Annotated in this window: 23 protein-coding genes; 19 read left to right on the top strand and 4 right to left on the bottom strand. The window is 62.2% G+C overall.

The annotated features are described in order from the left end of the window. The 4 genes from Q7F16_RS23270 (at nt 1) to Q7F16_RS23255 (ending at nt 2,654) form a co-directional block, all read left to right on the top strand. On the top strand, nt 1–1,056 hold the full coding sequence (locus Q7F16_RS23270; RefSeq protein WP_095963544.1) for a DNA topoisomerase IB: 1,056 nt from the start codon (nt 1–3) through the stop codon (nt 1,054–1,056). Between the two features lie 117 nt (nt 1,057–1,173). Next, on the top strand, nt 1,174–1,737 hold the full coding sequence (locus Q7F16_RS23265; protein WP_014337800.1) for an ATP-dependent Clp protease proteolytic subunit: 564 nt from the start codon (nt 1,174–1,176) through the stop codon (nt 1,735–1,737). 125 nt (nt 1,738–1,862) lie between these two features. Beyond that, nucleotides 1,863–2,042 (top strand): general stress protein, encoded by a 180-nt coding sequence (locus tag Q7F16_RS23260; RefSeq protein WP_003203031.1) that lies wholly within the window; start codon nt 1,863–1,865, stop codon nt 2,040–2,042. Between the two features lie 141 nt (nt 2,043–2,183). After that, complete coding sequence (locus tag Q7F16_RS23255) at nt 2,184–2,654, top strand: arsenate reductase ArsC (RefSeq protein WP_409556548.1); 471 nt, start codon at nt 2,184–2,186, stop codon at nt 2,652–2,654. A 4-nt stretch (nt 2,655–2,658) separates the two neighbouring features. On the opposite strand, the gene Q7F16_RS23250 is transcribed toward Q7F16_RS23255, so the two are convergent. Beyond that, nucleotides 2,659–3,192, bottom strand: coding sequence for a DUF3087 family protein (locus Q7F16_RS23250; RefSeq protein ID WP_409556547.1), 534 nt, complete (start codon nt 3,190–3,192; stop codon nt 2,659–2,661). Between the two features lie 218 nt (nt 3,193–3,410). Here Q7F16_RS23250 and ppnN point away from each other — a divergent pair, with 218 nt between their 5' ends. Further along, entirely contained in the window at nt 3,411–4,784 is a 1,374-nt protein-coding gene (gene ppnN, locus Q7F16_RS23245) for a nucleotide 5'-monophosphate nucleosidase PpnN (RefSeq protein WP_018606010.1), read from the top strand. Between the two features lie 129 nt (nt 4,785–4,913). Here the strand turns inward: ppnN and Q7F16_RS23240 are convergent, their stop codons facing one another. Both Q7F16_RS23240 and Q7F16_RS23235 read right to left on the bottom strand, forming a co-directional pair. Then, nucleotides 4,914–5,582, bottom strand: a complete 669-nt coding sequence (locus Q7F16_RS23240; protein WP_046064243.1) for an HAD family hydrolase — start codon at nt 5,580–5,582, stop codon at nt 4,914–4,916. A gap of 188 nt (nt 5,583–5,770) precedes the next feature. Continuing rightward, the gene (locus Q7F16_RS23235) at nt 5,771–7,117 is read right to left on the bottom strand and encodes an MATE family efflux transporter (protein ID WP_409557450.1); all 1,347 of its coding nucleotides are present in this window, start codon (nt 7,115–7,117) and stop codon (nt 5,771–5,773) included. Nucleotides 7,118–7,606: 489 nt separating this feature from the next. On the opposite strand from Q7F16_RS23235, the gene Q7F16_RS23230 reads away from it, so the two are divergent. From Q7F16_RS23230 to Q7F16_RS23190, 9 genes are read left to right on the top strand one after another with little or no spacing between them, the layout of a single operon-like run. Continuing rightward, a complete protein-coding gene (locus tag Q7F16_RS23230; protein ID WP_079302382.1) occupies nt 7,607–8,821 on the top strand; it encodes a methyl-accepting chemotaxis protein in 1,215 nt (404 codons plus the stop codon). Between the two features lie 11 nt (nt 8,822–8,832). After that, nucleotides 8,833–9,201, top strand: coding sequence for a response regulator (locus Q7F16_RS23225; protein ID WP_003203044.1), 369 nt, complete (start codon nt 8,833–8,835; stop codon nt 9,199–9,201). A 15-nt stretch (nt 9,202–9,216) separates the two neighbouring features. Then, on the top strand, nt 9,217–9,501 hold the full coding sequence (locus Q7F16_RS23220) for an STAS domain-containing protein (protein ID WP_095963171.1): 285 nt from the start codon (nt 9,217–9,219) through the stop codon (nt 9,499–9,501). A gap of 36 nt (nt 9,502–9,537) precedes the next feature. Next, nucleotides 9,538–11,640, top strand: coding sequence for a chemotaxis protein CheA (locus Q7F16_RS23215; protein ID WP_409557408.1), 2,103 nt, complete (start codon nt 9,538–9,540; stop codon nt 11,638–11,640). A gap of 33 nt (nt 11,641–11,673) precedes the next feature. Next, nucleotides 11,674–13,332 carry a methyl-accepting chemotaxis protein gene (locus Q7F16_RS23210; RefSeq protein WP_095963172.1) on the top strand — a complete coding sequence of 553 codons (1,659 nt, stop codon included), beginning with the start codon at nt 11,674–11,676 and terminating at the stop codon, nt 13,330–13,332. Nucleotides 13,333–13,371: 39 nt separating this feature from the next. Continuing rightward, nucleotides 13,372–13,908 carry a chemotaxis protein CheW gene (locus Q7F16_RS23205; RefSeq protein ID WP_028237645.1) on the top strand — a complete coding sequence of 179 codons (537 nt, stop codon included), beginning with the start codon at nt 13,372–13,374 and terminating at the stop codon, nt 13,906–13,908. Further along, the gene (locus Q7F16_RS23200) at nt 13,905–14,741 is read left to right on the top strand and encodes a CheR family methyltransferase (RefSeq protein ID WP_014337791.1); all 837 of its coding nucleotides are present in this window, start codon (nt 13,905–13,907) and stop codon (nt 14,739–14,741) included. The genes Q7F16_RS23205 and Q7F16_RS23200 overlap by 4 nt, the downstream gene beginning before the upstream one ends. Beyond that, a complete protein-coding gene (gene cheD, locus Q7F16_RS23195) occupies nt 14,738–15,235 on the top strand; it encodes a chemoreceptor glutamine deamidase CheD (protein ID WP_057450969.1) in 498 nt (165 codons plus the stop codon). Before Q7F16_RS23200 ends, cheD begins: the two co-directional genes overlap by 4 nt. 2 nt (nt 15,236–15,237) lie before the next feature. Continuing rightward, nucleotides 15,238–16,311, top strand: coding sequence for a protein-glutamate methylesterase/protein-glutamine glutaminase (locus Q7F16_RS23190; RefSeq protein ID WP_003203057.1), 1,074 nt, complete (start codon nt 15,238–15,240; stop codon nt 16,309–16,311). Nucleotides 16,312–16,893: 582 nt separating this feature from the next. Here Q7F16_RS23190 and Q7F16_RS23185 read toward each other — a convergent pair. Beyond that, the gene (locus Q7F16_RS23185; protein WP_046064216.1) at nt 16,894–17,427 is read right to left on the bottom strand and encodes an REP-associated tyrosine transposase; all 534 of its coding nucleotides are present in this window, start codon (nt 17,425–17,427) and stop codon (nt 16,894–16,896) included. Between the two features lie 721 nt (nt 17,428–18,148). On the opposite strand from Q7F16_RS23185, the gene Q7F16_RS23180 reads away from it, so the two are divergent. The 5 genes from Q7F16_RS23180 to Q7F16_RS23160 all read left to right on the top strand — a co-directional run bounded on the left by Q7F16_RS23180 (nt 18,149) and on the right by Q7F16_RS23160 (nt 23,579). Then, a complete protein-coding gene (locus Q7F16_RS23180; protein ID WP_409557409.1) occupies nt 18,149–19,897 on the top strand; it encodes an ABC transporter permease in 1,749 nt (582 codons plus the stop codon). An 11-nt stretch (nt 19,898–19,908) separates the two neighbouring features. After that, nucleotides 19,909–21,213, top strand: coding sequence for an ABC transporter ATP-binding protein (locus Q7F16_RS23175; RefSeq protein ID WP_409557410.1), 1,305 nt, complete (start codon nt 19,909–19,911; stop codon nt 21,211–21,213). A gap of 64 nt (nt 21,214–21,277) precedes the next feature. Continuing rightward, on the top strand, nt 21,278–22,336 hold the full coding sequence (locus Q7F16_RS23170; RefSeq protein WP_409557411.1) for a sensor histidine kinase: 1,059 nt from the start codon (nt 21,278–21,280) through the stop codon (nt 22,334–22,336). Beyond that, nucleotides 22,323–22,961 (top strand): response regulator transcription factor, encoded by a 639-nt coding sequence (locus Q7F16_RS23165; RefSeq protein WP_409557412.1) that lies wholly within the window; start codon nt 22,323–22,325, stop codon nt 22,959–22,961. The genes Q7F16_RS23170 and Q7F16_RS23165 overlap by 14 nt, the downstream gene beginning before the upstream one ends. Before the next feature lie 75 nt (nt 22,962–23,036). Continuing rightward, entirely contained in the window at nt 23,037–23,579 is a 543-nt protein-coding gene (locus Q7F16_RS23160; protein ID WP_014337784.1) for a hypothetical protein, read from the top strand. Nucleotides 23,580–23,981 lie beyond the last annotated feature (402 nt).

Raw genomic sequence — 23,981 nt, 5'->3', positions numbered from 1 at the left:
ATGCCCGACACCCTGCCGCCGGATGCACTGCCGGCCGACCTGCATTATGTCGATGACACGGCCCCGGGCATCACCCGCAAAAAGCGGCGGGGCCAATTCTGTTATTTCGACCCACAGGGCCAGCGCATCACCGACGCGGCCGAGATCCAGCGCATCAATGCCCTGGCGGTGCCACCAGCCTACACCGATGTCTGGATCTGCACCGACCCGCGCGGCCATCTCCAGGCCACCGGGCGCGATGCCCGCGGGCGCAAGCAGTACCGCTACCATGCGCGCTGGCGTGAGGTTCGCGATGCGGACAAGTATTCGCGGATGCTGGAATTCGGACGGGCCCTGCCGCGCTTGCGCAAACGCCTGGAGGAAATCCTCGCCACGCCCGGCTTCAGCCGCGACAAAGTCATGGCCACCGTCATCACTCTGCTGGACGTGACCCTGATCCGCGTCGGCAACAGTCAATACGCCCGGGACAATCGCTCCTACGGCCTGACGACCCTGCGCGACAAACATGTCGAGGTCAACGGCAGCGCCATCGCCTTCCAGTTCCGCGGCAAGAGCGGCATCGAGCACCAGATCACCGTGAAGGACCGGCGCCTGGCGCGGATCATCAAGCGCTGCCAGGACATCCCCGGGCAGAACCTGTTCCAGTACCTGGACGAAGATGGCGAGCGCCACGCCATCAGCTCTTCGGACATCAACGCCTACCTCAAGACCCTCACCGGCGCCGACTTCACCGCCAAGGACTACCGCACCTGGGCCGGCAGCGCAGCCGCTCTGGCCGGGTTGCGGACGCTGCGTTGGGAAACCGAGACCGAAGCCAAAAGACACGTCGCCGAGATGGTCAGGCACGTCGCCCGCCAGCTGGGCAACACGCCCACCGTCTGTCGTAAATGCTACATCCACCCTGCGGTGGTGGAAGGCTTCCTGCTCGGGGCCCTGACCCAGTTGCCCAAACCCCGGGCACGCAAAGGCCTCAGCGAAGAAGAAGCCGGACTGACGCTATTCTTGCAGCGCATGACACAAGCCGCCGAGGCGTGCGAACAGGAGCAATCGGTTTAACGCGATTCACCCGCAGCGAGCCAGGAAGGCGGAACATCCGCAGAGCACCGGACTCCCAACTTTACGGCACGGCCACTGCGCAGGTTTTCAAAAAGGTGAAATCGACAGGAGTTTCAGATGTCCGAACACATTGTCCATTTTCATTGCCAGATCGATCAGGGCACCACGGAACGCTTTCGCGACAACTGCCTGGAAGCCATTGAGAAAGGCGCCGACTCGCTGATGCTCAATCTCTCCACCGTCGGTGGCAGTACCAACTTCGGTTTCACGCTCTACACCTTCATCAAGTCCCTTCCGGTACCGGTGCGTGCAGTGAACGCCGGCAACATCGAGTCCATGGGCATCGTCATGTACCTGGCCGCCAGCGACCGCACCACCACCCCGCATTCGCGTTTTCTGATCCACCCGATGAACTGGTACTTCGGCCAGAAATCCGTGGACCATTCACGCTTGCGCGAGTACCTGTCCAGCCTGGACAACGACGTGGCGCGCTACGTGGAAATCTACGTCAAGGAAACTGCCGGCGCGGCCACCCAACTGGATATCTTCAAGTGCCTGTGCGCCGAAGAGCGAGTGATTCCAGCGGAAAACTCCCTGGCTTTCGGCATTGCCCATCGGGTCGAGCAAGTGGTTTTCCCAGCGGATGCCAAGCATTGGAAAGTCAGCGGCGGCGAGGATTAGAAGTGAAGAATGACGACAGACCATTCGTCGCCGGCAAACGGTTTTTTTTAAACTTCCCTCGGCCATTTTCTTTCCCAACTAATGCGAGGCACGTTGCTCGCTCAACCAAAATGAGGATTCTCGAAATGGCCAGTAGCGGAAACAAAAACCCAGGCAACTTCGCCAATGATCGTGAAAAAGCATCGGAAGCCGGCAAGAAAGGCGGACAAGCGTCGGGCGGCAACGTTGCCAACGATCGGCAAAAAGGCACTGGAGCCGGTAACAAAGGTAGCGAACGCAGCCAAGGCGGCGGCAGAAAATCGTAACCATCCAAATCGTTGGGGCGCAGACATACTGCGCCCCGGCGCTATCCACTCTTCCCCTCACCATAAATACGAAATTTCATATATTCGATTGTCCGCATATACTCCGGCGCAGCCCACCCTTGCGCTTATCGGAGCCGATCGATGAAAGTCCTCTTCATGTGCACAGCCAACAGCTGCCGCAGCATTCTCAGCGAAGCGATGTTCAACCATCTGGCCCCAGCCGGGTTCGAGGCCGTCAGCGCCGGCAGTTTCCCCAAGGGCCACGTGCTCCCGCGCAGCCTGAGCACCTTGCAAGAAGCCGGTATCAGCGTCCAAGGCTTGCGCAGCAAGGGTTATGACGCGCTCGAGGGCAGCCAGCCGGACATCGTCATCACCGTGTGCGACAGCGCCGCTCGCGATGCTTGCCCGGTGTACTTCGGCCCCGCCATCAAGGCCCACTGGGGCCTGGTCGATCCATCGACCGTCAGAGGCAACGACGATCAGATCGGCCAGGCCTTCCATGCCACCCTGGATCGTATCGAAACCCGCTGCAGGGCGTTTTTCGCCCTGCCCTTCGACCAGCTCGATGCCCAGGCCCTGAAAGCCGAGCTCGACCGCATCGGCACCCTCTGACCGATCAACCCGCGCGATAGGCCTGCTTCACCGTCTCGATCCAGCTCGGCTCCAGGCGCGACTGTTCGGTGTCCAGGCCCAGCGCCTGCATCTTCTCCAGATGCTCGTCGGCTTCACGAACTAACGAGGCGTGGTCGCTGGAATTGGCATCGAGCAGGTGCATCTGGGTCAGGCCCAAGTGATAGAACCGCAACAATTTCATCGCAGCCGGGTCCTGGGCCTGCACACCGGCCTTCACCTGGTGCATCACGTTGGTGATTTTCATCAGGCTGCGCTTGAGCTGCCAGCCGTACACGGCGGCGGCCATCCACGGCTGCGACCAGAAATACTGGCGCATCAGCACAGCCATCGCCAACACCGCGACAATCACCCCGCCGAGATTGAAACGAAAGTTATCGCCTCCAGGCGTCCCCAGCAGCATCACGGCCAGGCTGGACAGCAACATCGCCAGGGCCAGGAATACCACCGCGATGATCAGGGTGCTGCGGCGGGTCTGCTTGCGGTAGGTGTCGCCATCCCACGGTTTGATCTCGAACATCGCGGCGCAATTTCCTTGTACGGCATCAAAAGAGTCACGCATTATCGCCTGCCCGGTCGAATTAGCTATGCTGGGGCTCATTTTGTAGCGCAACCGACTCGCCGGGTCCGGATCAAAGTCCATGGCGATAGCGCAAGGATCGTGCGATCTTTCTGCGTGGACGTTTTTTTTCAAGATGCCGTCGTTGTGTGCATGGCATCGTTTTCAAGGAAAGCTGAATGACTCAAAGACATGTAATCAACGCCTCGGTAAGCCCCAAGGGCAGCCTGGAGACCTTGTCCCAGCGCGAAGTCCAGCAACTGAGCGAAGCCGGTTCCGGCAGCATCTATACCCTCTTCCGCCAGTGCGCCCTGGCCATCCTCAACACCGGCGCCCATGTTGATAACGCCAAGACCATCCTGGAAGCCTACAAGGACTTCGAGATCCGTATTCACCAGCAGGACCGGGGCGTGCGCCTGGAGCTGCTGAACGCGCCGGCCGATGCCTTCGTCGACGGCGAAATGATCGCCAGCACCCGGGAAATGCTCTTCAGTGCCCTGCGCGACATCGTCTACACCGAGAACGAGCTGGACAGCCAGCGCATCGACCTCAGCTCGTCCCAGGGCATCAGCGACTACGTGTTCCACCTGCTGCGCAACGCCCGCACCTTGCGCCCTGGCGTGGAGCCGAAAATCGTCGTGTGCTGGGGCGGTCACTCGATCAACACCGAAGAATACAAATACACCAAGAAAGTCGGCCACGAACTGGGCCTGCGCAGCCTGGACATCTGCACCGGTTGCGGCCCGGGCGTGATGAAAGGTCCGATGAAAGGCGCCACCATTGCCCATGCCAAGCAGCGCATCCATGGCGGTCGCTACCTGGGCCTGACAGAGCCGGGCATCATCGCCGCCGAGGCGCCGAACCCGATCGTCAATGAGCTGGTGATCCTGCCGGACATCGAGAAACGCCTGGAAGCCTTCGTGCGTGTCGGCCACGGCATCATCATCTTCCCGGGTGGTGCCGGTACGGCGGAAGAGTTCCTCTACCTGCTCGGCATCCTGATGCACCCGGCCAACCAGGACCTGCCGTTCCCGGTGGTCCTCACCGGGCCGAAAAGCGCCGCGCCGTACCTTGACCAGTTGCATGCGTTTGTCGGCGCAACCCTGGGCCCGGCGGCGCAACAGCACTATCAGATCATCATCGACGACCCGGCCGAAGTGGCGCGGCAGATGACCCAGGGGCTCAAGGAGGTCAAGCAGTTCCGCCGCGAGCGCAACGACGCCTTCCACTTCAACTGGCTGCTAAAGATCGACGAGGGCTTCCAGCGCCCGTTCGACCCGACCCACGCCAACATGGCCAGCCTGGGCCTGAGCCGCGACCTGCCCGCCCACGAACTGGCCGCCAACCTGCGCCGGGCGTTCTCGGGGATCGTGGCCGGTAACGTCAAGGACAAGGGCATCCGCCTGATCGAGGAACACGGCCCGTACGAAATCCACGGCGACGCCGCCATCATGGAACCCCTCGACCGCCTGCTCCAGGCCTTCGTCGCCCAACACCGCATGAAACTGCCGGGCGGCGCGGCGTATGTACCGTGCTATCGCGTGGTGACCTGACCTATCTGAGGACCACAGATCCAATGTGGGAGCGAGCTTGCTCGCGATGACAGCGGCACATTCAGCACAGATGCAAGCTGACCCACCGCTATCGCGAGCAAGCTCGCTCCCACAGGAGTTCTGCTGTGGTCACAGAGTCGGGGTCAGCCGCATCAACCCGGCCTCATCCACTTCAATACCAAGCCCAAGGTAATCCTTGATCTGCGGATGAAGGGTGACCACTGGGTGCGTATGCGTCGCCGTTACCACCAGCACATCCGCCCCGGCGGCCTCGCCTGCCCGGATGCCCGCCTCGGCGTCTTCAAAGACCAGGCATTCCTGCGGCGTCACTTGCAGGCGCTCGGCGGCCAGGCGATAGCAGGCGGGGTTGGGCTTGCCGTCGCTGACGTCTTCGGCCGTGACCATCACGCCTGGACGCGGGATTCCGGCGGCTTCCATACGGCGCAAGGCCAATGCCATGGGCGCTGAGGTGACGATTGCCCAGCGTTCTGGCGGCAAGCTGTTCAGAAAGGCCTGCGCACCGGGCACCTGCACCACCCCTTCGACATCTTCGATTTCCTCCCGGGTAATCTGCTCGGCTTCGGCCTGGGCATCCACCCCTGGCAGGTGCTGGCGGGCGATGGTGTCGATGGCGCGCACGCCATGGATCGTCGGCAGGAACGTCGCCACGTCCACGCCGTGGCGCAGGGCCCAGCGCGTCCAGATCCGCTCAGCGGCGGCGATGGAATTGAGCAGAGTGCCGTCCATGTCGAACAGGAAGGCGCGATAGGCAATGGGGTTGGGGGGGCTGGCAGGCATCGGATCCTCGGTGGCGGCGTGGCGAGTGATGGCCACTGTAACATCGCCATAACCCAATCCCCTGTGGGAGCGAGCCTGTGGGAGCAAAGCTTGCTCGCGATAGCGTCGTCACAGACAACACCTTTGTTAGCTTTAAAACCGCTATCGCGAGCAAGCTTTGCTCCCACAGAGGGTCAGTGGTGGGTGGGTTACACCAACCGCTCGATCGGCTGATGCTGCCACACCCGTTTGTAGTACAGCGTCTGCAACAGCAGCATGCTCAAGTAGGCCACCGGGAACGCCATCCACACCCCTTGCAGCCCGAAGTGAGCGTCCAGCAGGTACGCCGCCGGCACTTGCACGGCGACGATGCAGAAGATCGAGATGGCGACCGGCACCAGCACCGTGCCGCTGGCGCGCATGATGCCGCCGACGATCGCCTGGAAGCCGAACACCAGCAGGCTCCAGAGCATGATGTGCAGCAGGTGCTCGGCCTGGACCCGTGCCGCCGGGTCGGTGATGAACAGCCCCAATAGCCAGTGGGACAGCAGATAGCCCAGGACCACCAGCCCACCGGTAAGCCATAGGTTGATCAACAGCCCCGTGCGCAGGATCGGCCCCAGGCGCTCCAGGCGTCCGGCACCGATGGCCTGGGCACCGAGGATCGAGGCGGTGATGGCAATCGACAGCGCCGGAAACTGCACGTAGTTGACGATCTGCGTCACCGCGCCGTAGGCCGCCGTGGCCTGGGAACCGTGGCTATTGACCAGCGTCAGGATGACCAACTCGGACAATGAGATCACCACCATCTGCAACCCGGTGGGCAAGCCAATGCGCAGCACTTTGCCAAGGATCTCCGTGTCCAGGCGCATCGCCGCGAACAACGCCCGGTCCGGTGCCAGGGCATGCTCGCGGCGGCACAGGCGCCACGCCAGCATCAGCATCGCTGACGTCGTCCCCACCAGCCCCGCCCATGCCGCGCTCTGGATGCCCATCTGCGGCAACCCCAACCAGCCACGGATCAACGCGGGCGTGAGCAGCAGCCCGACACTGGTGGACACCAGCAGCGCCAACATCGGCGACACCGTATCGCTCACCCCGCGCAGCAGTTGGGTGAACAGCACAAATACCAGCAACATCGGCAGGATCCACATCATGACCCGGGCATAGGAAACGGCGTCCTCCAGCACATCGGCCGGCGTACCGAGCCCCTGCAACGCCTGGCGCGCAAAGACACTGCCGAGCACCGCCGCCGTCAGGCCGATGATCGCCCCCAGCAACAACGTCGAACCGGCAATCGCCTTCACCGTGCCGGTTTCTCCGGCGCCGTAGGCCTGTCCGATCAATACCCCCGCCCCCGCGCCGAGGCCGATCACCAATGCGATAAAGAAAAACACGATGGGAAACATCCCTGACACCGCCGCCAAGGCCTGGGTGCCGAGCATCTGGCCGATGTAGATGCTGTTGAGCGTGCCAGACATGGACTGCAGGAAGTTGGACAGGACCATGGGGGCCAGGAACAGGAGATAGGTTTTCCAGAGGGGCTGGGTGGGCATGGGGGCTCTGATGGCAGGTTCGAAAATCCGGGTGCCGGTAATTTAGCGCAATCCAATCATCTGTTTCAGAAGAATCAGCGCAGGCTGCTCTTGTGGCTCTTGTGGCTCTTGTGGCGAGGGAGCTTGCTCCCGCTGGGCTGCGCAGCGGCCCCGAAACCTGGACATGCGATGTTTCAGGCTGACCTCGCCAGCCGCTTTTGGGACCGCTTCGCGCTCCAGCGGGAGCAAGCTCCCTCGCCACAAAGGCCGGTGCGCCACCAGAAAGGCCCGTGCGCCATCACCTTCGCCATGTGGCTTCGACCTTCGTCGGGTGCATTCGACTTTTCACAGACTGCGTCTAATCTGAAGTAGCACAGTGCCACGCACCGTGTAGGCCAATGCCTACAGCATTACCGGTATCGGACAGCCGGTCTTAAAGTCCGAGTAGAGGTCGCAGATAACCAGTTATTCGCAAATAACCTGTTAGAAACTCTGTTCAAGGACCGAACCATGACGTCGTACCCACACGGTCATTCCTTCGCCCAACCACCGCGCATCCTCTGGAACACAGTGCTCGTCGCTTTTGTTGCAGCCATTGGCGTCGTACTGCTCAACGGTCCAAGTGTACAAAACATCATTCTGGGCATTGCCCTTTTGGCCGTTGGCGTCGGTGCTGGCGTATGGGGGGCGCGTTCGCAACGCCAGCAGTTCGACAGCGCCCTCGCCGCCGCCATCGCCCGCCACGACCAGCAAGCCAGCGAGCATCCGGCCCATAACACCCGCGAACAACTCAACGAAGTCATTCTCGGTGCCATGCCGATCTGGGCCAAGCAGGTCGAAAGCTCCCGGCAGCAGACCGAAACCGCAATCGTCTCGCTGACCAGCCGCTTCACCGGCATATCCTCACGGCTGGAAGACACCGTGCAAGCCTCGCAACTGGCCGCTGGTGAACTGGCCGGCAGCAGCAGTGGCGGCGCCGTGCAGGTGCTGGCCCAGAGCGAAGGTGAACTGGTCAAGGTCATCGATTCCCTGAAGGCCACCCAGGCCAGCCGCGACGAAACCCTGGCCCAGGTGCGTAACCTGACGGCTTATACCGGCGAGCTGCGGACCATGGCCGCCGACGTCGCGGCGATTGCCGCGCAGACCAACCTGCTGGCCCTCAACGCCGCCATCGAAGCCGCCCGTGCCGGCGAAGCCGGGCGTGGGTTTGCCGTGGTGGCCGACGCCGTGCGCAGTCTCTCGAGCAAGTCCAGCGAGACCGGCCAGCAGATGTCGGCCAAGGTCGACATCATCAACACCGCCATCACCCAACTGGTGCATGCCGCATCCAGCGGCGCGGACCAGGACACCCATTCGGTCACCGCCTCCGAGCAGAGCATCCAGCAGGTGCTGGAGCGCTTCAAGAGTGTCACCGGCCGCTTGGCCGATTCGGCCGACATGCTGCAGCGGGAAAGCTTCGGCATCCGCGATGAGCTCACCGAGGTGCTGGTCAGCCTGCAATTCCAGGATCGGGTCAGCCAGATCCTCAGCCACGTGCGCGACAACATCGAGGACCTGCATGTGCACATGCAGCAGGCCGGTCAGTCGCCCGAACAGGCCGCTTCCATCGACGCCCGCCAATGGCTGGCGCGCATGGAAACCACTTACGCCACCGACGAGCAACGCCGCAATCACCACGGCGACTCGAGCGCGCAACAGACTTCACAGGAAATTACCTTCTTTTAGGAGCGCCGTTCATGGCTAAAAGTGTATTGGTTGTCGACGACTCCGCGAGCGTTCGGCAGGTGGTCGGCATCGCGCTGAAAAGTGCCGGCTATGACGTGATCGAAGCCAGCGATGGCAAGGACGCACTGGGCAAGCTCAATGGCCAGAAAGTGCACCTGATCATCAGTGACGTGAACATGCCCAACATGGACGGCATCACCTTCGTCAAGGAGGTCAAGAAGCTGGCCAGCTACAAGTTCACGCCGATCATCATGCTCACCACCGAATCCCAGGAATCGAAGAAACAGGAAGGCCAGGCCGCCGGGGCCAAAGCCTGGGTGGTCAAGCCGTTCCAGCCCGCACAGATGCTGGCGGCGGTATCCAAGCTGATTCTTCCTTGATAGCCGGAGGCTCCCATGCCGTTGCAATACGAGACACACGATGACACCGCCCAGGTGCACATCGACGGCGAGCTGACGATCTACACCGCCGCCGAGCTGGCCGCGCAATGGTTGCCGCACCTGGGCGCAACACCGCGGATGGCCCTTGATCTGTCGCAGATCACCGAGATGGACGGCGCCGGCCTGCAACTGCTGCTGATGGTGCAGCGCGAGGCCGCCAAGGCCGGGACCCAACTGACATTGATCGGCCAAAGCAAGGCCGTGACGGAAACACTTGCCCTGTGCAACCTGGTTGCCTAGGACTGCAATACGTCGGACACGACAAAGGATATGAGCGTGAGCATCAATCTCGATCAGGCACAACAGACCTTCATCGTCGAGGCACGGGAACAGTTGCAGGCGATGGAAGAGTCGCTGCTGCAACTGGAAACCGACCCCGGCGACGATGACGCCATTGGCGCGATCTTCCGGGCGGCCCACACGATCAAGGGTTCGGCCGGGTTGTTCGGCCTGGAACCGATCGTCAGCTTCACCCACATCGTCGAAGACGTGCTCGACCGCCTGCGCAACGGCAGCGTCGAGGTGGACGCCGGCCTGATCGCGGTGCTGCTCAAGTCCAGCGATCACATGCTGGAACTGATCAACGTGGCCGCCAACCAGGGCGGAGCGCTGCCGCCACCGGCCCTGCAACGGGAAGTGGAACTGTGCCAGATCCTGCAGGAGTACCAGGCGCCCTCGCCCGCTGCGGCCCCGACGCCAGCCCCTGAAACCAACACCAGCGAACCCGGCGAAACGCGCCTCTGGCACATCTCCCTGCGCTTCGGCCAGGACGTGTTCCGCAACGGCATGGACCCGCTGTCGTTCCTGCGCTATCTGCAAACCCTGGGTGAAATCGTCGACCTCACCACCTTGACCGACGCCCTGCCCGCCGCCGATGCCTGGGACGCCGAATCCTGCTACCTGGGCTTCGACATCGAGTTTCGCTCGGCCGCCAGCCACGGGGCGATCAATGAAGTGTTCGATTTCGTCCGGGAAGACTGCGTGATCGAGATCGTGGCCCTGGATGACGACATCGCGCCCCCGGCCAACACCGGCCTGGTGACCACAGCACCGGAACCTGCCGAGGAAAGCACCGCGTTGGTCGCCACCGGCGAGTTGTTGTCCGACCAGCGCAAGACGCCGCGCATGCCCGCCCAGATCGCCACCGACAAACAAGCGGTGACCAGCGACAGCAAGGCCAAGGACGGCACCTATGTGCGAGTCAATGCCGACAAGCTCGACGAACTGATCAACCTGGTGGGCGAACTGGTCATCGCCAGCGCCGGCGCCAGCCTGCTGGCCCGCACCTGCAACAACGATCCATTGCAGGAATCCACCTCGACGGTGTCGTCACTGGTGGAGGAAATCCTCGACGGTGCCCTGCGCCTGCGCATGATCCCCATCGGCGAAACCTTCAACCGCTTCCGTCGGGTGGTGCGCGATGTCAGCCAGGAACTGGGCAAGGACATCGACCTGATCATCAGCGGCGCAGAGACCGAGCTGGACAAGACCGTGGTGGAAAAAATCGGCGACCCGCTCATGCACCTGCTGCGCAACGCCATGGACCACGGCATTGAAACCGCCGAGGCACGGTTGGCGGCCGGCAAACCGGCCAAGGGGCACCTGCACCTCAACGCCTATCACGACTCGGGCAGCATCGTGCTGGAAATCGCCGACGACGGCGCCGGCCTGAACCGCGACCGGATCCTGGAAAAAGCCCAGGAACGTGGCCTGGTGCCCCCGGGTGCCAGCCCGACCGACCAGGAAATCTACAACCTGATCTTCGAACCCGGCTTCTCCACCGCCCAGGCCGTGACCAACCTTTCGGGACGTGGCGTGGGCATGGACGTGGTCAAGCGCAACATCACCCTGCTGCGCGGCACCGTCGACCTGGACAGCCAGCCCGGCAAGGGCACCGTGGTGCGCATCCGCCTGCCGCTGACCCTGGCGATCATCAATGGATTCCTGGTGAGCATCGGCCAGTCGACCTATGTGATACCGCTGGACATGGTCCAGGAATGCATTGAGCTGAGCGAAGACGACGGGCTCGCCAGCCGCGAACAAGGCTACCTCGACCTGCGCGGCGAGGTGCTGCCACTGGTGTACCTGCGCGATCACTTCAGCCACGAAGGCCCGGCCGCGCGCCGGCAGAACGTGGTGGTGGTGCGCTACGCCGAACTCAAGGCCGGGCTGGTGGTGGATGACTTGCTGGGTGAATTCCAGACCGTGATCAAGCCGCTGGGCAAGCTGTTTGGTGCCCTTCGCGGCATCAGTGGCTCGACCATCCTGGGCAGTGGTGCCGTGGCGTTGATTCTCGACGTACCGGCGCTGCTCACCCAGATCGCCCAAGTGGAAAACCGTTACACCCCAACTCAATTACAACAAGCCAACGCTCGCTGACGCTTTAGCAATTCCATGGAGAGGTACTTCCCAATGAAATGGTTCTACGATCTTAGAATCGCCACCAAACTGATCACTTCATTTCTTGTGGTGCTGGCGCTGACAGCCGTCATGGGGGTGTTCTCGATCATCCAACTGGGCCAGGTGAACCACACCGCCCTCGACATCCGTGAAAACTGGATGCCGTCCATGCGAGCAGCCTCGGGCATGCGCTTCTACGCGGCGAGCTATCGCCTCAAGGAAAATCGTCATATTGTCGCCGATTCCGAGCAAGAGCGCGTCACCCTCGAGCAAGAGGCCGAGGACGCCAAGAAGGCCTTCGAAACACGCCTGGACACTTACGAAAAACTGCTCTCCAGCGCTGAAGATCGTCAGGTATTCGACACCACCCGTAATGACTGGGCCGCCTATCTGGCGATCAGCAAAGACCTGCTCGCATTGTCCCGGCAGAACCTGACCGAGCAGGCCAATGCGATGCTCAAGGGCGAGTCCAAGCGTCGGTTCGACCTGGTGACCGGCGACCTGCAAAAACTGGTCGAGCTCAACGCGGCTGGCGCTGATGTCGCCAGTGCACACGGCACCCAGCTGTATGAAAACGCACGCCTGTCGATCATTGCCGTACTGGCTGCAGCCCTGCTGGTGGGCCTGGGCCTGGCGCTGTTCATCTCGCGCATCATCTCCCGCCCCTTGAAACAGGCCGCCGCCGTTGCCGAACAATTGGCCGAAGGCAACCTGAACGCGAAAATCGAAGGTGGCTCCAAGGATGAAACCGGCATGGTGCTCAACGCCATGCAGAACATGGTCGGCAAGCTCTCGCACATCATCGGTGAAGTGCGCAACGCGGCGGACAACCTGGCCAGCGCCTCCGAAGAAGTCAGCGCCACCGCGCAATCGATGAGCCAGGCCACCAGCGAGCAAGCGGCCAGCGTCGAGGAAACCAGTGCCTCCATCGAGCAGATGAGCGCCAGCATCAACCAGAACACCGAGAACGCCAAGGTCACCGACGGCATGGCCAGCAAGGCTGCCAAGGAAGCCACCGACGGCGGCGAATCGGTGCAGCAGACCGTGGTGGCGATGAAGAAAATCGCCCAGCGCATCAGCATCATCGACGACATCGCCTACCAGACCAACCTGCTGGCGCTCAACGCTGCCATCGAAGCCGCCCGTGCCGGTGAACACGGCAAAGGTTTCGCGGTGGTCGCCGCCGAAGTGCGCAAGCTGGCCGAACGCAGCCAGGTGGCCGCCCAGGAAATCGGCGAGCTGTCGTCCAGCAGCGTCGATATGGCCGAGAAGGCCGGGAACCTGCTCAACGAGATGGTCCCATCCATCAACAAGACCTCGGACCTGGTGCAGGAAATCAGCGCCGCCTCCGAAGAACAGGCCGCCGGTGTGGCGCAAATCAACACCGCCATGACCCAGCTCAACCAGGTGACCCAGCAAAACGCCTCCAGCAGCGAAGAACTGGCCGCCACCGCCGAGGAAATGAGCAGCCAGGCCGAACAGCTGCAACAGGCCATGAGTTTCTTCACCCTCGACTCGCCGCCCAAGTCTGCTGTGCAAATTGCCAGGGTTGATAACACCCCAGGTCCGTCCGGCCGCAAACCGGCCCGGACTCCGGCACCGGTCATGCCTAAAGCGTTTGCCTACAACATGGCCAGCGCCCCGGACGAATCGGAATTCACCCGGTTCTGATGGCCCGGTTCCACTGGCTTGCTTAAAGGAGAAAAAGCAATGGGCGCCATCGCGACCACACGTCAAACCGCCATCGCGGTCGAGGAAGAAGCGCAATACCTGACGTTCATGCTCGGCACGGAGATGTTTGCCATCGGCATCCTGTGCATCAAGGAAATCATCGAATACGGCAACCTGACCGTGGTGCCGATGATGCCGGCCTTCGTGCGCGGGGTGATCAACCTGCGTGGCGCGGTGGTGCCAGTGGTGGACCTGTCGGCCCGTTTCGGCCGGCCGAATTCGGCGATCAGCCGGCGTTCGTGCGTGGTGATCATCGAAGCGTCCAGCGCCGACGGCCAGGCCCAGGACATTGGCCTGCTGGTGGACACGGTGTCGGCGGTGCTGGAAATCCCGGCCTCGCAGATCGAGCCGCCACCGAGTTTCGGCGCGAAGATCCGTGCCGATTTCATCAGTGGCATGGCCAAGGTCGATGGCAAGTTCGTCATCGTGCTGGAGGTGGACCGCGTACTGTCCATCGACGAGATGTCCCTACTCGCAGAAGCCAGCCCGAGCGCGCTGGAAGTAGATGCCCCGTGAACGCCGATACCTGCAAGGAACGCACGCTGAACGCACAGGCGCTCACTGACCGAGAGTTCGGCCAGTTCCAGTCCTGGCTGTACCAGGCCGCCGGCATCAGCCTGTCCGAGGCCAAGAAAGCCTTGGTGGCCGGGCGTTTGTTCAAGCGCCTCAAGCACTATGGGCTGGACAGCTATGGCGAGTATTTCAAGCTGATCATGAACGGCCAGCGCACCGATGAGCTGCAGGTAGCGCTGGACCTGCTCACCACCAACGAGACCTATTTTTTCCGCGAGCCCAAGCATTTCGATTTCCTGCGCCAGCACGTGCTGCCCCACGCGACACCGGGCAAGACCTTTCGCTTGTGGAGCGCGGCCAGTTCATCGGGGGAAGAACCCTACAGCCTGGCCATGACCTTGGCCGAAGGGCTGGGCACCACGCCCTGGGAAGTCATCGGTTCGGACATCAGCAGCCAGGTGCTGGCCAAGGCGCGCGCCGGGCATTACCCGATGGAACGTGCACGCACCCTGCCCCAGCCGCTGCTGGTGAAATATTGCCTCAAGGGCACCGGCAGCCAGCAAGGCACGTTCCTTATCGATCGGGCATTGCGCAACCGGGTCAACTTTATCCAGGTCAACCTCAACGACACCTTGCCGGAGCTAGGGGAGTTCGATGTGATCTTCCTGCGCAACGTCATGATCTATTTCGACCAGCCCACCAAAAGCAAAGTGGTTGCCCGCTTGCTCCCCCGGCTCAAGCCCGGCGGCTATTTCATCATCAGCCACTCGGAAAGCCTCAACGGTGTGTCCGATGCATTGAAACTGGTGGCGCCATCGATTTACCGCAAACCATGAGCGCCGCGATCAGGGAAGTGGCCGAGGTGTACCTGGCGCCGGGGGAGTTTCGCTTCGCCACCTGCCCGACCCGCCTGCGCACGATCCTCGGTTCTTGCGTGGCGATCACGCTGTGGCACCCGGAACGCAAGATCGGCGGCATGTGCCACTTCATGCTGCCCAGTCGGGTGCGCTGCTCCACCGCACTGAACGGCATCTACGCCGACGAAGCCATCGAACTGTTCATCCGCCAGGCCCGGGCCCACCACACCGAACCCGAGGATTACCAACTCAAGCTGTTCGGCGGCGGCGAGATGTTCCCCGAGCTGCAACGCCATGTGCCCTATGGCGATGTGGCGCGGCTGAACGTCAACGCCGCGCTGGAAATGGCCGCCCTTTATCGCCTCGACCTCATCGCCCACGACATGGGCAGCACTGGCCACCGCAGCATCATCTTCGACCTTTGCAGCGGCGATGTGTGGGTCAGGCACCAACCTATAAGGACCCGGCACTGACTATGTCAAAAAAGATCAATGTACTGCTGGTGGATGACTCTGCCGTGGTTCGCCAGGTGTTGCTGGCGATCCTCAGCGACACACCGGACATCCACGTCATGGGCGCGGCGTCCGACCCGATTTTCGCCATGGACAAACTGGCCAAGGAATGGCCCGACGTAATCGTGCTGGACGTGGAAATGCCGCGCATGGACGGCATCACCTTCCTGAAAAAAATCATGAGCGAGCGCCCCACTCCGGTGGTGATCTGCTCGTCCCTGACACCCCGGGGCGCGGAAACCACCTTGCAGGCGATGGCCGCTGGCGCAGTGGAAATCATCACCAAGCCCACCACCGGCCTGAAGAACTTTCTGTTGGAATCGGCGCCGGAACTGGTGTCGGCGATCCGTGCCGCCGCCCAGGTCAACGTGCGCAACCTGGGTAAGCGTCCCGCCCCGATCGCGCTGACGCCCGCGACCAAACTCACCGCCGACGCCATGCTGCCCGCCGCCAACGGCCACGCCATGGCGCAGACCACCGAACGCATCGTCGCCCTGGGCACCTCCACCGGCGGCACCCAGGCCCTGGAAGCGGTGCTCACTGCCCTGCCGCGAGTGTGCCCGGGCATCGTCATCGTCCAGCACATGCCGGAAAAATTCACCGCCTCGTTTGCCGCCCGGCTCAACAGCCTGTGCCAGATCGAAGTGCGCGAGGCCCGCAACAACGACCGCATCCACCCGGGCCTGGCGCTCATCGCACCAGGCGGCAAGCACATGATGGTGACCCGCAGCGGCGCGTTCTATCACGTGCAGGTGGTGGACGGCCCACTGGTCAACCGCCACCGCCCTTCAGTGGATGTGCTGTTCCGCTCCGTGGCCAAATTCGCCGGCCGCAACGCCACCGGCATCATCATGACCGGCATGGGCGACGACGGCGCCCGCGGCCTGAAGGAAATGCTCGACGCCGGCAGCACCACCGTGGCCCAGGACGAAGCCAGCTGCGTGGTCTTCGGCATGCCCAAGGAAGCGATCAAACTCAACGCCGCACAACGGGTGATGGGGTTGCAGGAGATTGCGCAGGTGATTTTGCATCGGTAACAAGAACCGCCCCCACAGTGGAGCTCGATCAGGGCGGTGAAGATCGTTCCTCACGCTCCGCGTGGGAATGCCGCCTGGGACGCTCCGCGTTCCGCTTCTGGAGGGTGACGCAGAGCGTCACGGGATGCATTACCACGCAGAGCGTGGGAACGATCGGGGCGCAGAGGCTGTGAAGATCGTTCCTCACGCTCCGCGTGGGAACGCCGCCAGGGACGCTCCGCGTTCCGCTTCTGGAGGGTGACGCAGAGCGTCACGGGATGCATTACCACGCAGAGCGTGGGAACGATCGGGGCGCAGGGGCTGTGGAGATCGTTCCTCACGCTCCGCGTGGGAATGCCGCCAGGGACGCTCCGCGTCCCGCTTCTGGAGGGTGACGCAGAGCGTCACGGGATGCATTACCACGCAGAGCGTGGGAACGATCGGGGCGCAGAGGCTGTGAAGATCGTTCCTCACGCTCCGCGTGGGAACGCCGCCAGGGACGCTCCGCGTTCCGCTTCTGGAAGGTGACGCAGAGCGTCACGGGATGCATGCCCACGCAGAGCGTGGGAACGATCAATTGGCGGAGGGCGGTGAACGCCGCGGTCAATACCATCGCTGAATCTCAATCAACCCTTCCATCCCTGCATAATTGCGTGCACTGGAGTAGCGCCAATGCTCCGGTAACTCCACATACCCGCGCTTCACTGGGTTGAAATGGATGTAATCCAGTTTCTGGCGCATGACCGCTTCGCTATAGATTTGCTCCGCATGTGAGCCTTCTTGCCAGAGCTGATAGACCCTGTCCTGCTTATGCGCTCGCTTGCTGAACCGCAGGCGTTGCAATGCCCGCTCAGCACCCTTGTTTTGTAGGTCGTTGATGATCTGACGCGCCGTAAAGGATTTGAACTGACGCAAGCACTTGCTCAGATTCGGCGCTTGGGCAACGAAATGCAGATGGTTTTCCAGAACGACATAACCGAACAGCTGCAAGTTCTGATGGGTTTGCTGATAGCGCCAGCACCCAAGCAGGTGATCAACAAGATAGGGCCGTATGAACAGCGGCAGCCACTCCATCAATGTGCAGGTGAGAAAGTGGGGTTTTTCGGGTTCGGTGATGACGTAGCGGCTCCGGCCCATGGGATGCCTTCCTTTGCGGCGTGGGGAATGGACCATGCTGCCGGTTTCGAGGCGTTTGGGGATAGATGAATAGGGCTCGGAGCACGTGGGAAGGGTCGGTAAACCCTCGATGATCGTTCCCACGCTCTGCGTGGGAATGCAGCCTGGGATGCTCTGCGCCCCTTCAAGAGCCGAACGCGGAGCGTCCGTGGAGGCATTCCCACGCGGAGCGTGGGAACGATCGACCGCAGTGGAGTTGTCGCTATAGAGGGTTTAGCAGCGTGTGCCTACACGGGCGAAATCGTCGCCAGCACGCCGATCAAAATAGTCAGCGCCAAAAACCCACCTAAAAAAATCGCCATCTTCGCCATGAGCACTCCTGGACCAAAAAATTGCAGTACACGGGCCGTCCGATAGGCAAACCGCGTGGTTATTCTGGGGTGGGGGCCGGGTTCATGACAGAGGCACCTGACGCAGGAAAATACGGATCAGACGAACGCCCTCCCGTCCCCCTCGCGCAACTTTCAATAGGCGACAAGTACCGCGAAGTTCTTTCACCGAAGAGGAACGGATATACCAAAGTATATTTTCATGTCCCAAGTCAGCGTGGTCTTCAGCCCAGGCAGCCCTTAATCTTGCCGGGCATTTAACGGACCCGTTCAAGTGCGCTTCAACTTCATGACAGCCAATGATCGCAAGTGTGGTCGCAGCCCTGGTTTTCAAAGAGTAATAGAGGTGATCCATGCGCCCTTCTTTCCTTGCACCTGTATTGACGCCCTTCAAAAACCGGGAACAACTTGCTGCTAATTCCTGGCGGGCCGATATAGCGCTGCTGGGCCTTCTGGTGCTCTTGACTGCCTTTGTCTTCCATGGCCTGGATCAAATGAACCAGCCCCTCGGCGTGCTTGACTCTTCACCGCTGTCCCTTGATCTGGTGCACCTGCCGGAATATACCTTGCGCACGACGTTGCGCATGTTCATCGCCCTGTTCGCTTCGTTTGTTTTTTCCTTGGTCGTCGCCACATTGGCCGCCAAAAGCCGCAAGGCCGCAATCGTTATCCTGCCCGCGTTGGATATTCTCCAATCCGTGCCAGTCCTTGGCTTTCTTACGTTTACCGTTGTGTTCTTCATGGGACTTTTCCCGGGCAAGGAAACCGGTGTGGAGTGCGCGGCCATCTTCGCCATCTTCACCAGTCAAGTCTGGAACATGACTTTCAGCTTCTATCAATCGCTGAGAACCGTGCCCAACGATCTTTACGAGGTCAGCCGACAGTTCGCCTTTTCGCCATGGCAACGCTTCATCAGGCTGGAACTGCCCTTCGCCACGCCGGGCCTGGTGTGGAACATGATGATGTCGATGTCCGGCGGCTGGTTTTTCGTGGTCGCTTCCGAGGCCATCACCGTCGGCGACACCACCGTCAGCCTGCCGGGTATCGGCTCATGGCTTGCGCTGGCGATCGAGCAGCAAAACATCGCCGCGATTGCTTGGGCGGTGCTGGCCATGGTCGCGGTGATCATTGCCTATGACCTGCTGTTTTTCCGGCCTATCGTCGCCTGGGCGGACAAATTCCGCTTCGAGCAGACCGCCTCCCAGAAGCGCCCACGGTCCAGGGTCTACGACCTGCTGCGCTCGACTCGCCTGGTGCCCTTGGTGCTGCTGGCGCTGGGCAGCATCAAGGCCTCGTTATTCCTGGAGAAGCTCCCCCGGCTGCCGTCCATCCGCTTCAAGACCAGTGCCCGCGTCAGCCGCGCAGCCGACCGGGTCTGGCTCGCCCTGGTCGCCGCTGCCTGCATCGCCGGCATCCTGCAGTTGTCGCGGTTCATCGGCAGCACGTTAGGTTGGGAGGACGTGGCCAGTACGTTTGGCCTGGGCCTGATCACCCTGGTGCGAGTCAGCGTGCTGATCGTGCTGGCCAGCGTGGTGTGGGTGCCCATCGGTGTCTGGATCGGCTTGAACCCGCGCTGGGCCGAGCGCCTGCAACCCATCGCGCAGCTACTGGCAGCCTTCCCGGCCAACGTGCTGTTTCCGTTCGCGGTGATTGCCATCGTCGCCCTGAAACTCAACCCCGATGTCTGGCTTTCGCCGCTGATGATCCTGGGCACCCAGTGGTACATCCTGTTCAACGTGATTGCCGGCGCCAGCGCCCTGCCGACTGATTTGCGCGAGGCGGCGCGCAGCTTCCACATACGCGGCTGGCAGTGGTGGCGCCAGGTCGCGCTGCCGGGCGTCTTCCCTTACTACGTCACCGGCGCGCTCACGGCAGCGGGTGGCTCATGGAACGCCAGCATCGTCGCCGAGGCGGTGTCCTGGGGCGACCACCATTTGTACGCGTCCGGCTTGGGCGCCTTCATTGCCCAGGCAACCACGGCCGGGGATCTGCAACGGGTGGCGCTGGGCGTTTTGGTCATGTCGATTTTCGTGGTGGGTTTCAACCGGCTGCTGTGGCGCCCGCTGTACGGTTTCGCCGAGCGTCGGCTTCGAATTGATTGAGGGGTGATCCAATGCAAGTGATGGACAAACGCTGCCTCGTGGATGTGCAGCAAGTCGGCCACGTCTACGGCACGGCTGGCGGCGCCGAGCGCCGGGTTCTGGACAACGTCTGCATGCGCCTGGACGAGGGTGAAATCGTCGGCCTGCTCGGGCGCTCGGGCTCCGGCAAATCGACCTTGCTGCGCTCCATCGCCGGGCTGATTTCGCCCACCTCCGGCGTGGTGGATTTTCCAAGCAATGCCCAAGGGCTGACGAGCTCGGTGCGCATGGTGTTCCAGAGCTTCGCCCTGTTTCCCTGGCTGACGGTGCTGCAAAACGTCGAGGTCGGCCTCGAGGCCCTCGGCGTGGCGGCACCTGAGCGACGTCGGCGGGCGCTGGCCGCCATCGACATGATCGGCCTCGATGGCTTCGAGAGCGCCTTCCCCAAAGAGCTGTCAGGTGGCATGCGCCAGCGCGTCGGCCTGGCCCGTGCGGTGGTGGTCAACCCGGACGTGTTGTTGATGGACGAGCCGTTTTCCGCATTGGACGTGCTGACCGCCGAAACCCTGCGCACAGACCTGCTGGACTTGTGGCGTGAGGGGCGCATGCCGATCCGGTCGATCCTGATGGTCACCCACAACATCGAAGAAGCCGTGCTGATGTGTGATCGGATTCTGATTCTCTCCTCCAACCCGGGGCGGGTCATGAGCGAGATCAGCGTGGACCTCAGCCAGCCGCGCAATCGCGCCGACCCGGCGTTCCAAGCCCTGGTCGAACACATCTACGTGCAAATGGCCGGCGGCGCGAATGTCGGCTCCGCCCCCCAGGGCACCTTTGCCGGCAGCGGCGTGGGTATGGTCCTGCCATCGATTTCCAGCAATGCCCTGGCGGGGCTGATCGAAGCGGTGCAAGACCAGCCGTTTGCCGGCCAAGCGGATTTGCGCGAGCTCGCCAGTGCATTGCGCTATACCGCCAGTGACCTTTTGCCGGTCGCCGAAGTGCTGCAACTCATGCGCCTGGCCGACCTGCAGGACGGCCACATCACCCTCCTGCCGGCCGGGCAGCGCTATGCCGAGTCGGCGGTGGATGAGCGCAAGCAACTGTTTGCCCAGCACCTGCTTAAATATGTCCCGTTGGTGGGGCATGTGCGCCGGGTGCTGGACGACCGCCCTACCCGCACCGCACCGGCCAGGCGTTTCCGTGACCAACTGGAAGATTTCATGTCCGAGCACGACGCCGCCATTACGCTGGACTGTGTCACGCAATGGGGCCGCTACGCCGAGTTATTCGCCTACGACGAAGTGGCCGATCAGTTCAGCCTGGACAATCCATCCTGAGACGCTGCGGTATAGACTGCGTGGATCAGGCCTGGTCGTTGGAGCAATGCGCGATGGACATTCAATGAGAAGAACGGCGTTGACCCTGCGTCTACTGCTTCTGCTGGGATTGGCCCTGGGCATCGCGGCAATCGACACCGTCACCGACCTGGAAATCGCGGTCGGGGTCTTCCAGATCGTGGTGGTGCTGATCGCCGTGAGAATCCTGCCGGCGCGCGCCGTGGCCGGGGTCTCGGTCATCTGCATGGTCCTGACGATCCTCAGCTATCGCTTCACACGTTTTGGCGACACGGAGGCCGGGCTGATCAACGTGCTGATCAGCCTCGCGGCCATCGCCGGCACCACGTACCTGGCGCTGCGTCTCTCGGCCGCCGTGCGCACGGTGCATCAGACCCGCGCCCACCTGGCGCACATCGCCCGCATCAACATGCTCGGCGAACTCGCCGCCTCGATTGCCCACGAAGTCAACCAACCCCTGGCCGCCGTCGCTGCCAGCGGCAGTGCCAGCCTGCGCTGGATGGCCACCGAGCCGCCCAACCTGCCCAAGGCCCGGCAAGCGGTAGAGCGGATCATCGCCGACACCCATCGGGCCAGCGACATCATTGCAAGGTTGCGCGGCATGGCCCGGCATCAAGCACCGACGAAGCAATGGCTGAACGTCGCCGACACGGTCCATGCCGCGCTGCGACTGTTGGCCGGCGAGCTGAACGAGCAGAACATCACCTTGCGCGTACAGGTCCAGGAAGGGCTGCCGCCGATGCTCGCGGATGAAGTACAAATCCAGCAAGTGATCCTGAACCTGGCGATGAACGCGCTCGACGCCATGCGCCAGGTTGACGTCGACCAGCGGATTCTGCAGTTTCATGTGACGCTTGAGTCACCTCAGCAACTGCTCTTTTCGGTGTCCGACCAAGGCAACGGCTTGTCGGCAAGCGACCGGGAACGGGTGTTCGACGCCTTCTACAGCACCAAGCAAGACGGCATGGGAATGGGGTTGGCCATCAGCCGCTCGATCATCGAGGCCCATGACGGGCGGATCTGGGTCGCTAGTAATCCGCAGTCCGGCGCGACGTTTCACTTCACCCTGCCAGCCGTTACAAGGGAATCCGATGAACCAAACTGACGTGCATGACCGGGCCGATTCGATGGTCTACATCGTCGACGACGACCACTCGGTGCGCGCCTCACTGCAAGACCTGCTGGCCTCCGTGGGCCTGGCAAGCATGGCTTTCGGCTCGGCCCGTGAGTTCATCGACGCCCAACGGCCGGACGTGCCGGCGTGCCTGATTCTGGATGTGCGCATGCCGGGCTTGAATGGGCTGGACTTCCAGCAGGAAATGGCACGCTTGAACATCCTGGTCCCGGTGGTGTTCATCACCGCCCATGGCGACATCCCCATGTCCGTCAAAGCCATGAAGGCCGGGGCGCTGGAGTTCCTGACCAAGCCATTTCGCGAACAGGACCTGCTCGATGCCATCACCCAGGGCCTGAACCGCGACCAGGAACGGCGCAAAACCGCAGCGAACATGGACGCGTTGAAACGACGGCATGACACCCTGACTGACGGCGAACGCGAGGTGATGGAACTGGTCGTGTCGGGGCTGCTGAACAAGCAGGTGGCCGGCCAACTGGGCCTGAGCGAGGTGACCGTAAAAGTGCGCCGCGGGTCGTTGATGCGCAAGATGAATGCGGACTCGTTGGCAACGCTGGTGAAGATGTCGGAAAAACTCAAGGAAGCAGATCGCTAGCGGCCCATGATCACGGCTATCATTGCCGTTCGCCCTGTTGACGGGCGATGTCGCAGCCTCCTCAAGGACTCAGGTATGAACCTTCTGCCGTCACGCTCCACCCTCTTCGTCTCCAGCCTTTTGCTCAGCTCCCTGTGCTTCGCCGAAGGCGAGCCAACCGACGGCAGCCTCATCAAGGACTCGACCAAAGCGGCCGTTTCAACGTTCATCACCGCCGGCAAGAACCTGCTGGGCGGCGTCAGTGAAGGCGTGCTCGATGGCCGCGAATCAGCCCAAGGCACCGATGGCGCCGCGATCATCTCCTCCGGCGAGCAAATGAAAGACCGCATCGCCGTTGAAGTGTTGAAGCTCGAACCCAGCGACGACAACGTCAGCATCACCCTCGGCTTCAAGAACAGCACCGACACCCAACTGCGCGTGGTCAACCTCGGCCAGACCGGCGTGCTGCTGGCCATCGACCAGGCGGGTTACTCCAACCGCCTCACCGGCCTGGACAACCCGGATGAAGTCACCATTCCGCCGAAGACTGCCGTGCGCCAGAAGTTCGTGTTTGAAGGCATGAACGAGGCGGTCAGCACGGTACGGGTGTGGGGGCAGGATTATCCGGTCAAGAAATAATGCACCCGCTCGTTCGGATGATCGTTCCCACGCTCCGCGTGGGCATGCATCCCGTGACGCTCTGCGTCACCCTCTCAGAAGCGGAACGCGGAGCGTCCCTGGCGGCGTTCCCACGCGGAGCGTGAGGAACGATCTTCCACAGCCCCCCGCAACCTGATCGTTCCCACGCTCTGCGTGGGCATGCATCCCGTGACGCTCTGCGTCACCTTCCAGAGCGGAACGCGGAGCGTCCCTGGCGGCGTTCCCACGCGGAGCGTGAGGAACGATCTCCACATCCCCCGCAACCTGATCGTTCCCACGCTCTGCGTGGGCATGCATCCCGTGACGCTCTGCGTCACCTTACAGAAGCGGAACGCGGAGCGTCCCTGGCGGCGTTCCCACGCGGAGCGTGAGGAACGATCC

Source organism: Pseudomonas sp. Lb2C2, assembly GCF_052112205.1.
Classification (GTDB): Bacteria; Pseudomonadota; Gammaproteobacteria; order Pseudomonadales; family Pseudomonadaceae; genus Aquipseudomonas; species Aquipseudomonas kilonensis.
Note: the sequence above shows the minus strand (reverse complement) of the source record. Positions and strands in the feature narration are given on the sequence as shown.

Bases quoted from the DNA above. Each gene is read 5' to 3' on its own strand.
- Q7F16_RS23240 (WP_046064243.1), bottom strand. From the start codon at position 5,582: ATGCCTGCCAGCCCCCCCAACCCCATTGCCTATCGCGCCTTCCTGTTC.
- Q7F16_RS23235 (WP_409557450.1), bottom strand. From the start codon at position 7,117: ATGCCCACCCAGCCCCTCTGGAAAACCTATCTCCTGTTCCTGGCCCCC.
- Q7F16_RS23230 (WP_079302382.1), top strand. From the start codon at position 7,607: ATGACGTCGTACCCACACGGTCATTCCTTCGCCCAACCACCGCGCATC.
- Q7F16_RS23185 (WP_046064216.1), bottom strand. From the start codon at position 17,427: ATGGGCCGGAGCCGCTACGTCATCACCGAACCCGAAAAACCCCACTTT.
- Q7F16_RS23160 (WP_014337784.1), top strand. From the start codon at position 23,037: ATGAACCTTCTGCCGTCACGCTCCACCCTCTTCGTCTCCAGCCTTTTG.
- Q7F16_RS23220 (WP_095963171.1), top strand. From the start codon at position 9,217: ATGCCGTTGCAATACGAGACACACGATGACACCGCCCAGGTGCACATC.
- Q7F16_RS23250 (WP_409556547.1), bottom strand. From the start codon at position 3,192: ATGTTCGAGATCAAACCGTGGGATGGCGACACCTACCGCAAGCAGACC.
- cheD (WP_057450969.1), top strand. From the start codon at position 14,738: ATGAGCGCCGCGATCAGGGAAGTGGCCGAGGTGTACCTGGCGCCGGGG.
- ppnN (WP_018606010.1), top strand. From the start codon at position 3,411: ATGACTCAAAGACATGTAATCAACGCCTCGGTAAGCCCCAAGGGCAGC.
- Q7F16_RS23165 (WP_409557412.1), top strand. From the start codon at position 22,323: ATGAACCAAACTGACGTGCATGACCGGGCCGATTCGATGGTCTACATC.
- Q7F16_RS23205 (WP_028237645.1), top strand. From the start codon at position 13,372: ATGGGCGCCATCGCGACCACACGTCAAACCGCCATCGCGGTCGAGGAA.
- Q7F16_RS23270 (WP_095963544.1), top strand. From the start codon at position 1: ATGCCCGACACCCTGCCGCCGGATGCACTGCCGGCCGACCTGCATTAT.
- Q7F16_RS23255 (WP_409556548.1), top strand. From the start codon at position 2,184: ATGAAAGTCCTCTTCATGTGCACAGCCAACAGCTGCCGCAGCATTCTC.
- Q7F16_RS23225 (WP_003203044.1), top strand. From the start codon at position 8,833: ATGGCTAAAAGTGTATTGGTTGTCGACGACTCCGCGAGCGTTCGGCAG.
- Q7F16_RS23210 (WP_095963172.1), top strand. From the start codon at position 11,674: ATGAAATGGTTCTACGATCTTAGAATCGCCACCAAACTGATCACTTCA.
- Q7F16_RS23260 (WP_003203031.1), top strand. From the start codon at position 1,863: ATGGCCAGTAGCGGAAACAAAAACCCAGGCAACTTCGCCAATGATCGT.
- Q7F16_RS23190 (WP_003203057.1), top strand. From the start codon at position 15,238: ATGTCAAAAAAGATCAATGTACTGCTGGTGGATGACTCTGCCGTGGTT.
- Q7F16_RS23265 (WP_014337800.1), top strand. From the start codon at position 1,174: ATGTCCGAACACATTGTCCATTTTCATTGCCAGATCGATCAGGGCACC.
- Q7F16_RS23175 (WP_409557410.1), top strand. From the start codon at position 19,909: ATGCAAGTGATGGACAAACGCTGCCTCGTGGATGTGCAGCAAGTCGGC.
- Q7F16_RS23180 (WP_409557409.1), top strand. From the start codon at position 18,149: ATGCGCCCTTCTTTCCTTGCACCTGTATTGACGCCCTTCAAAAACCGG.
- Q7F16_RS23170 (WP_409557411.1), top strand. From the start codon at position 21,278: ATGAGAAGAACGGCGTTGACCCTGCGTCTACTGCTTCTGCTGGGATTG.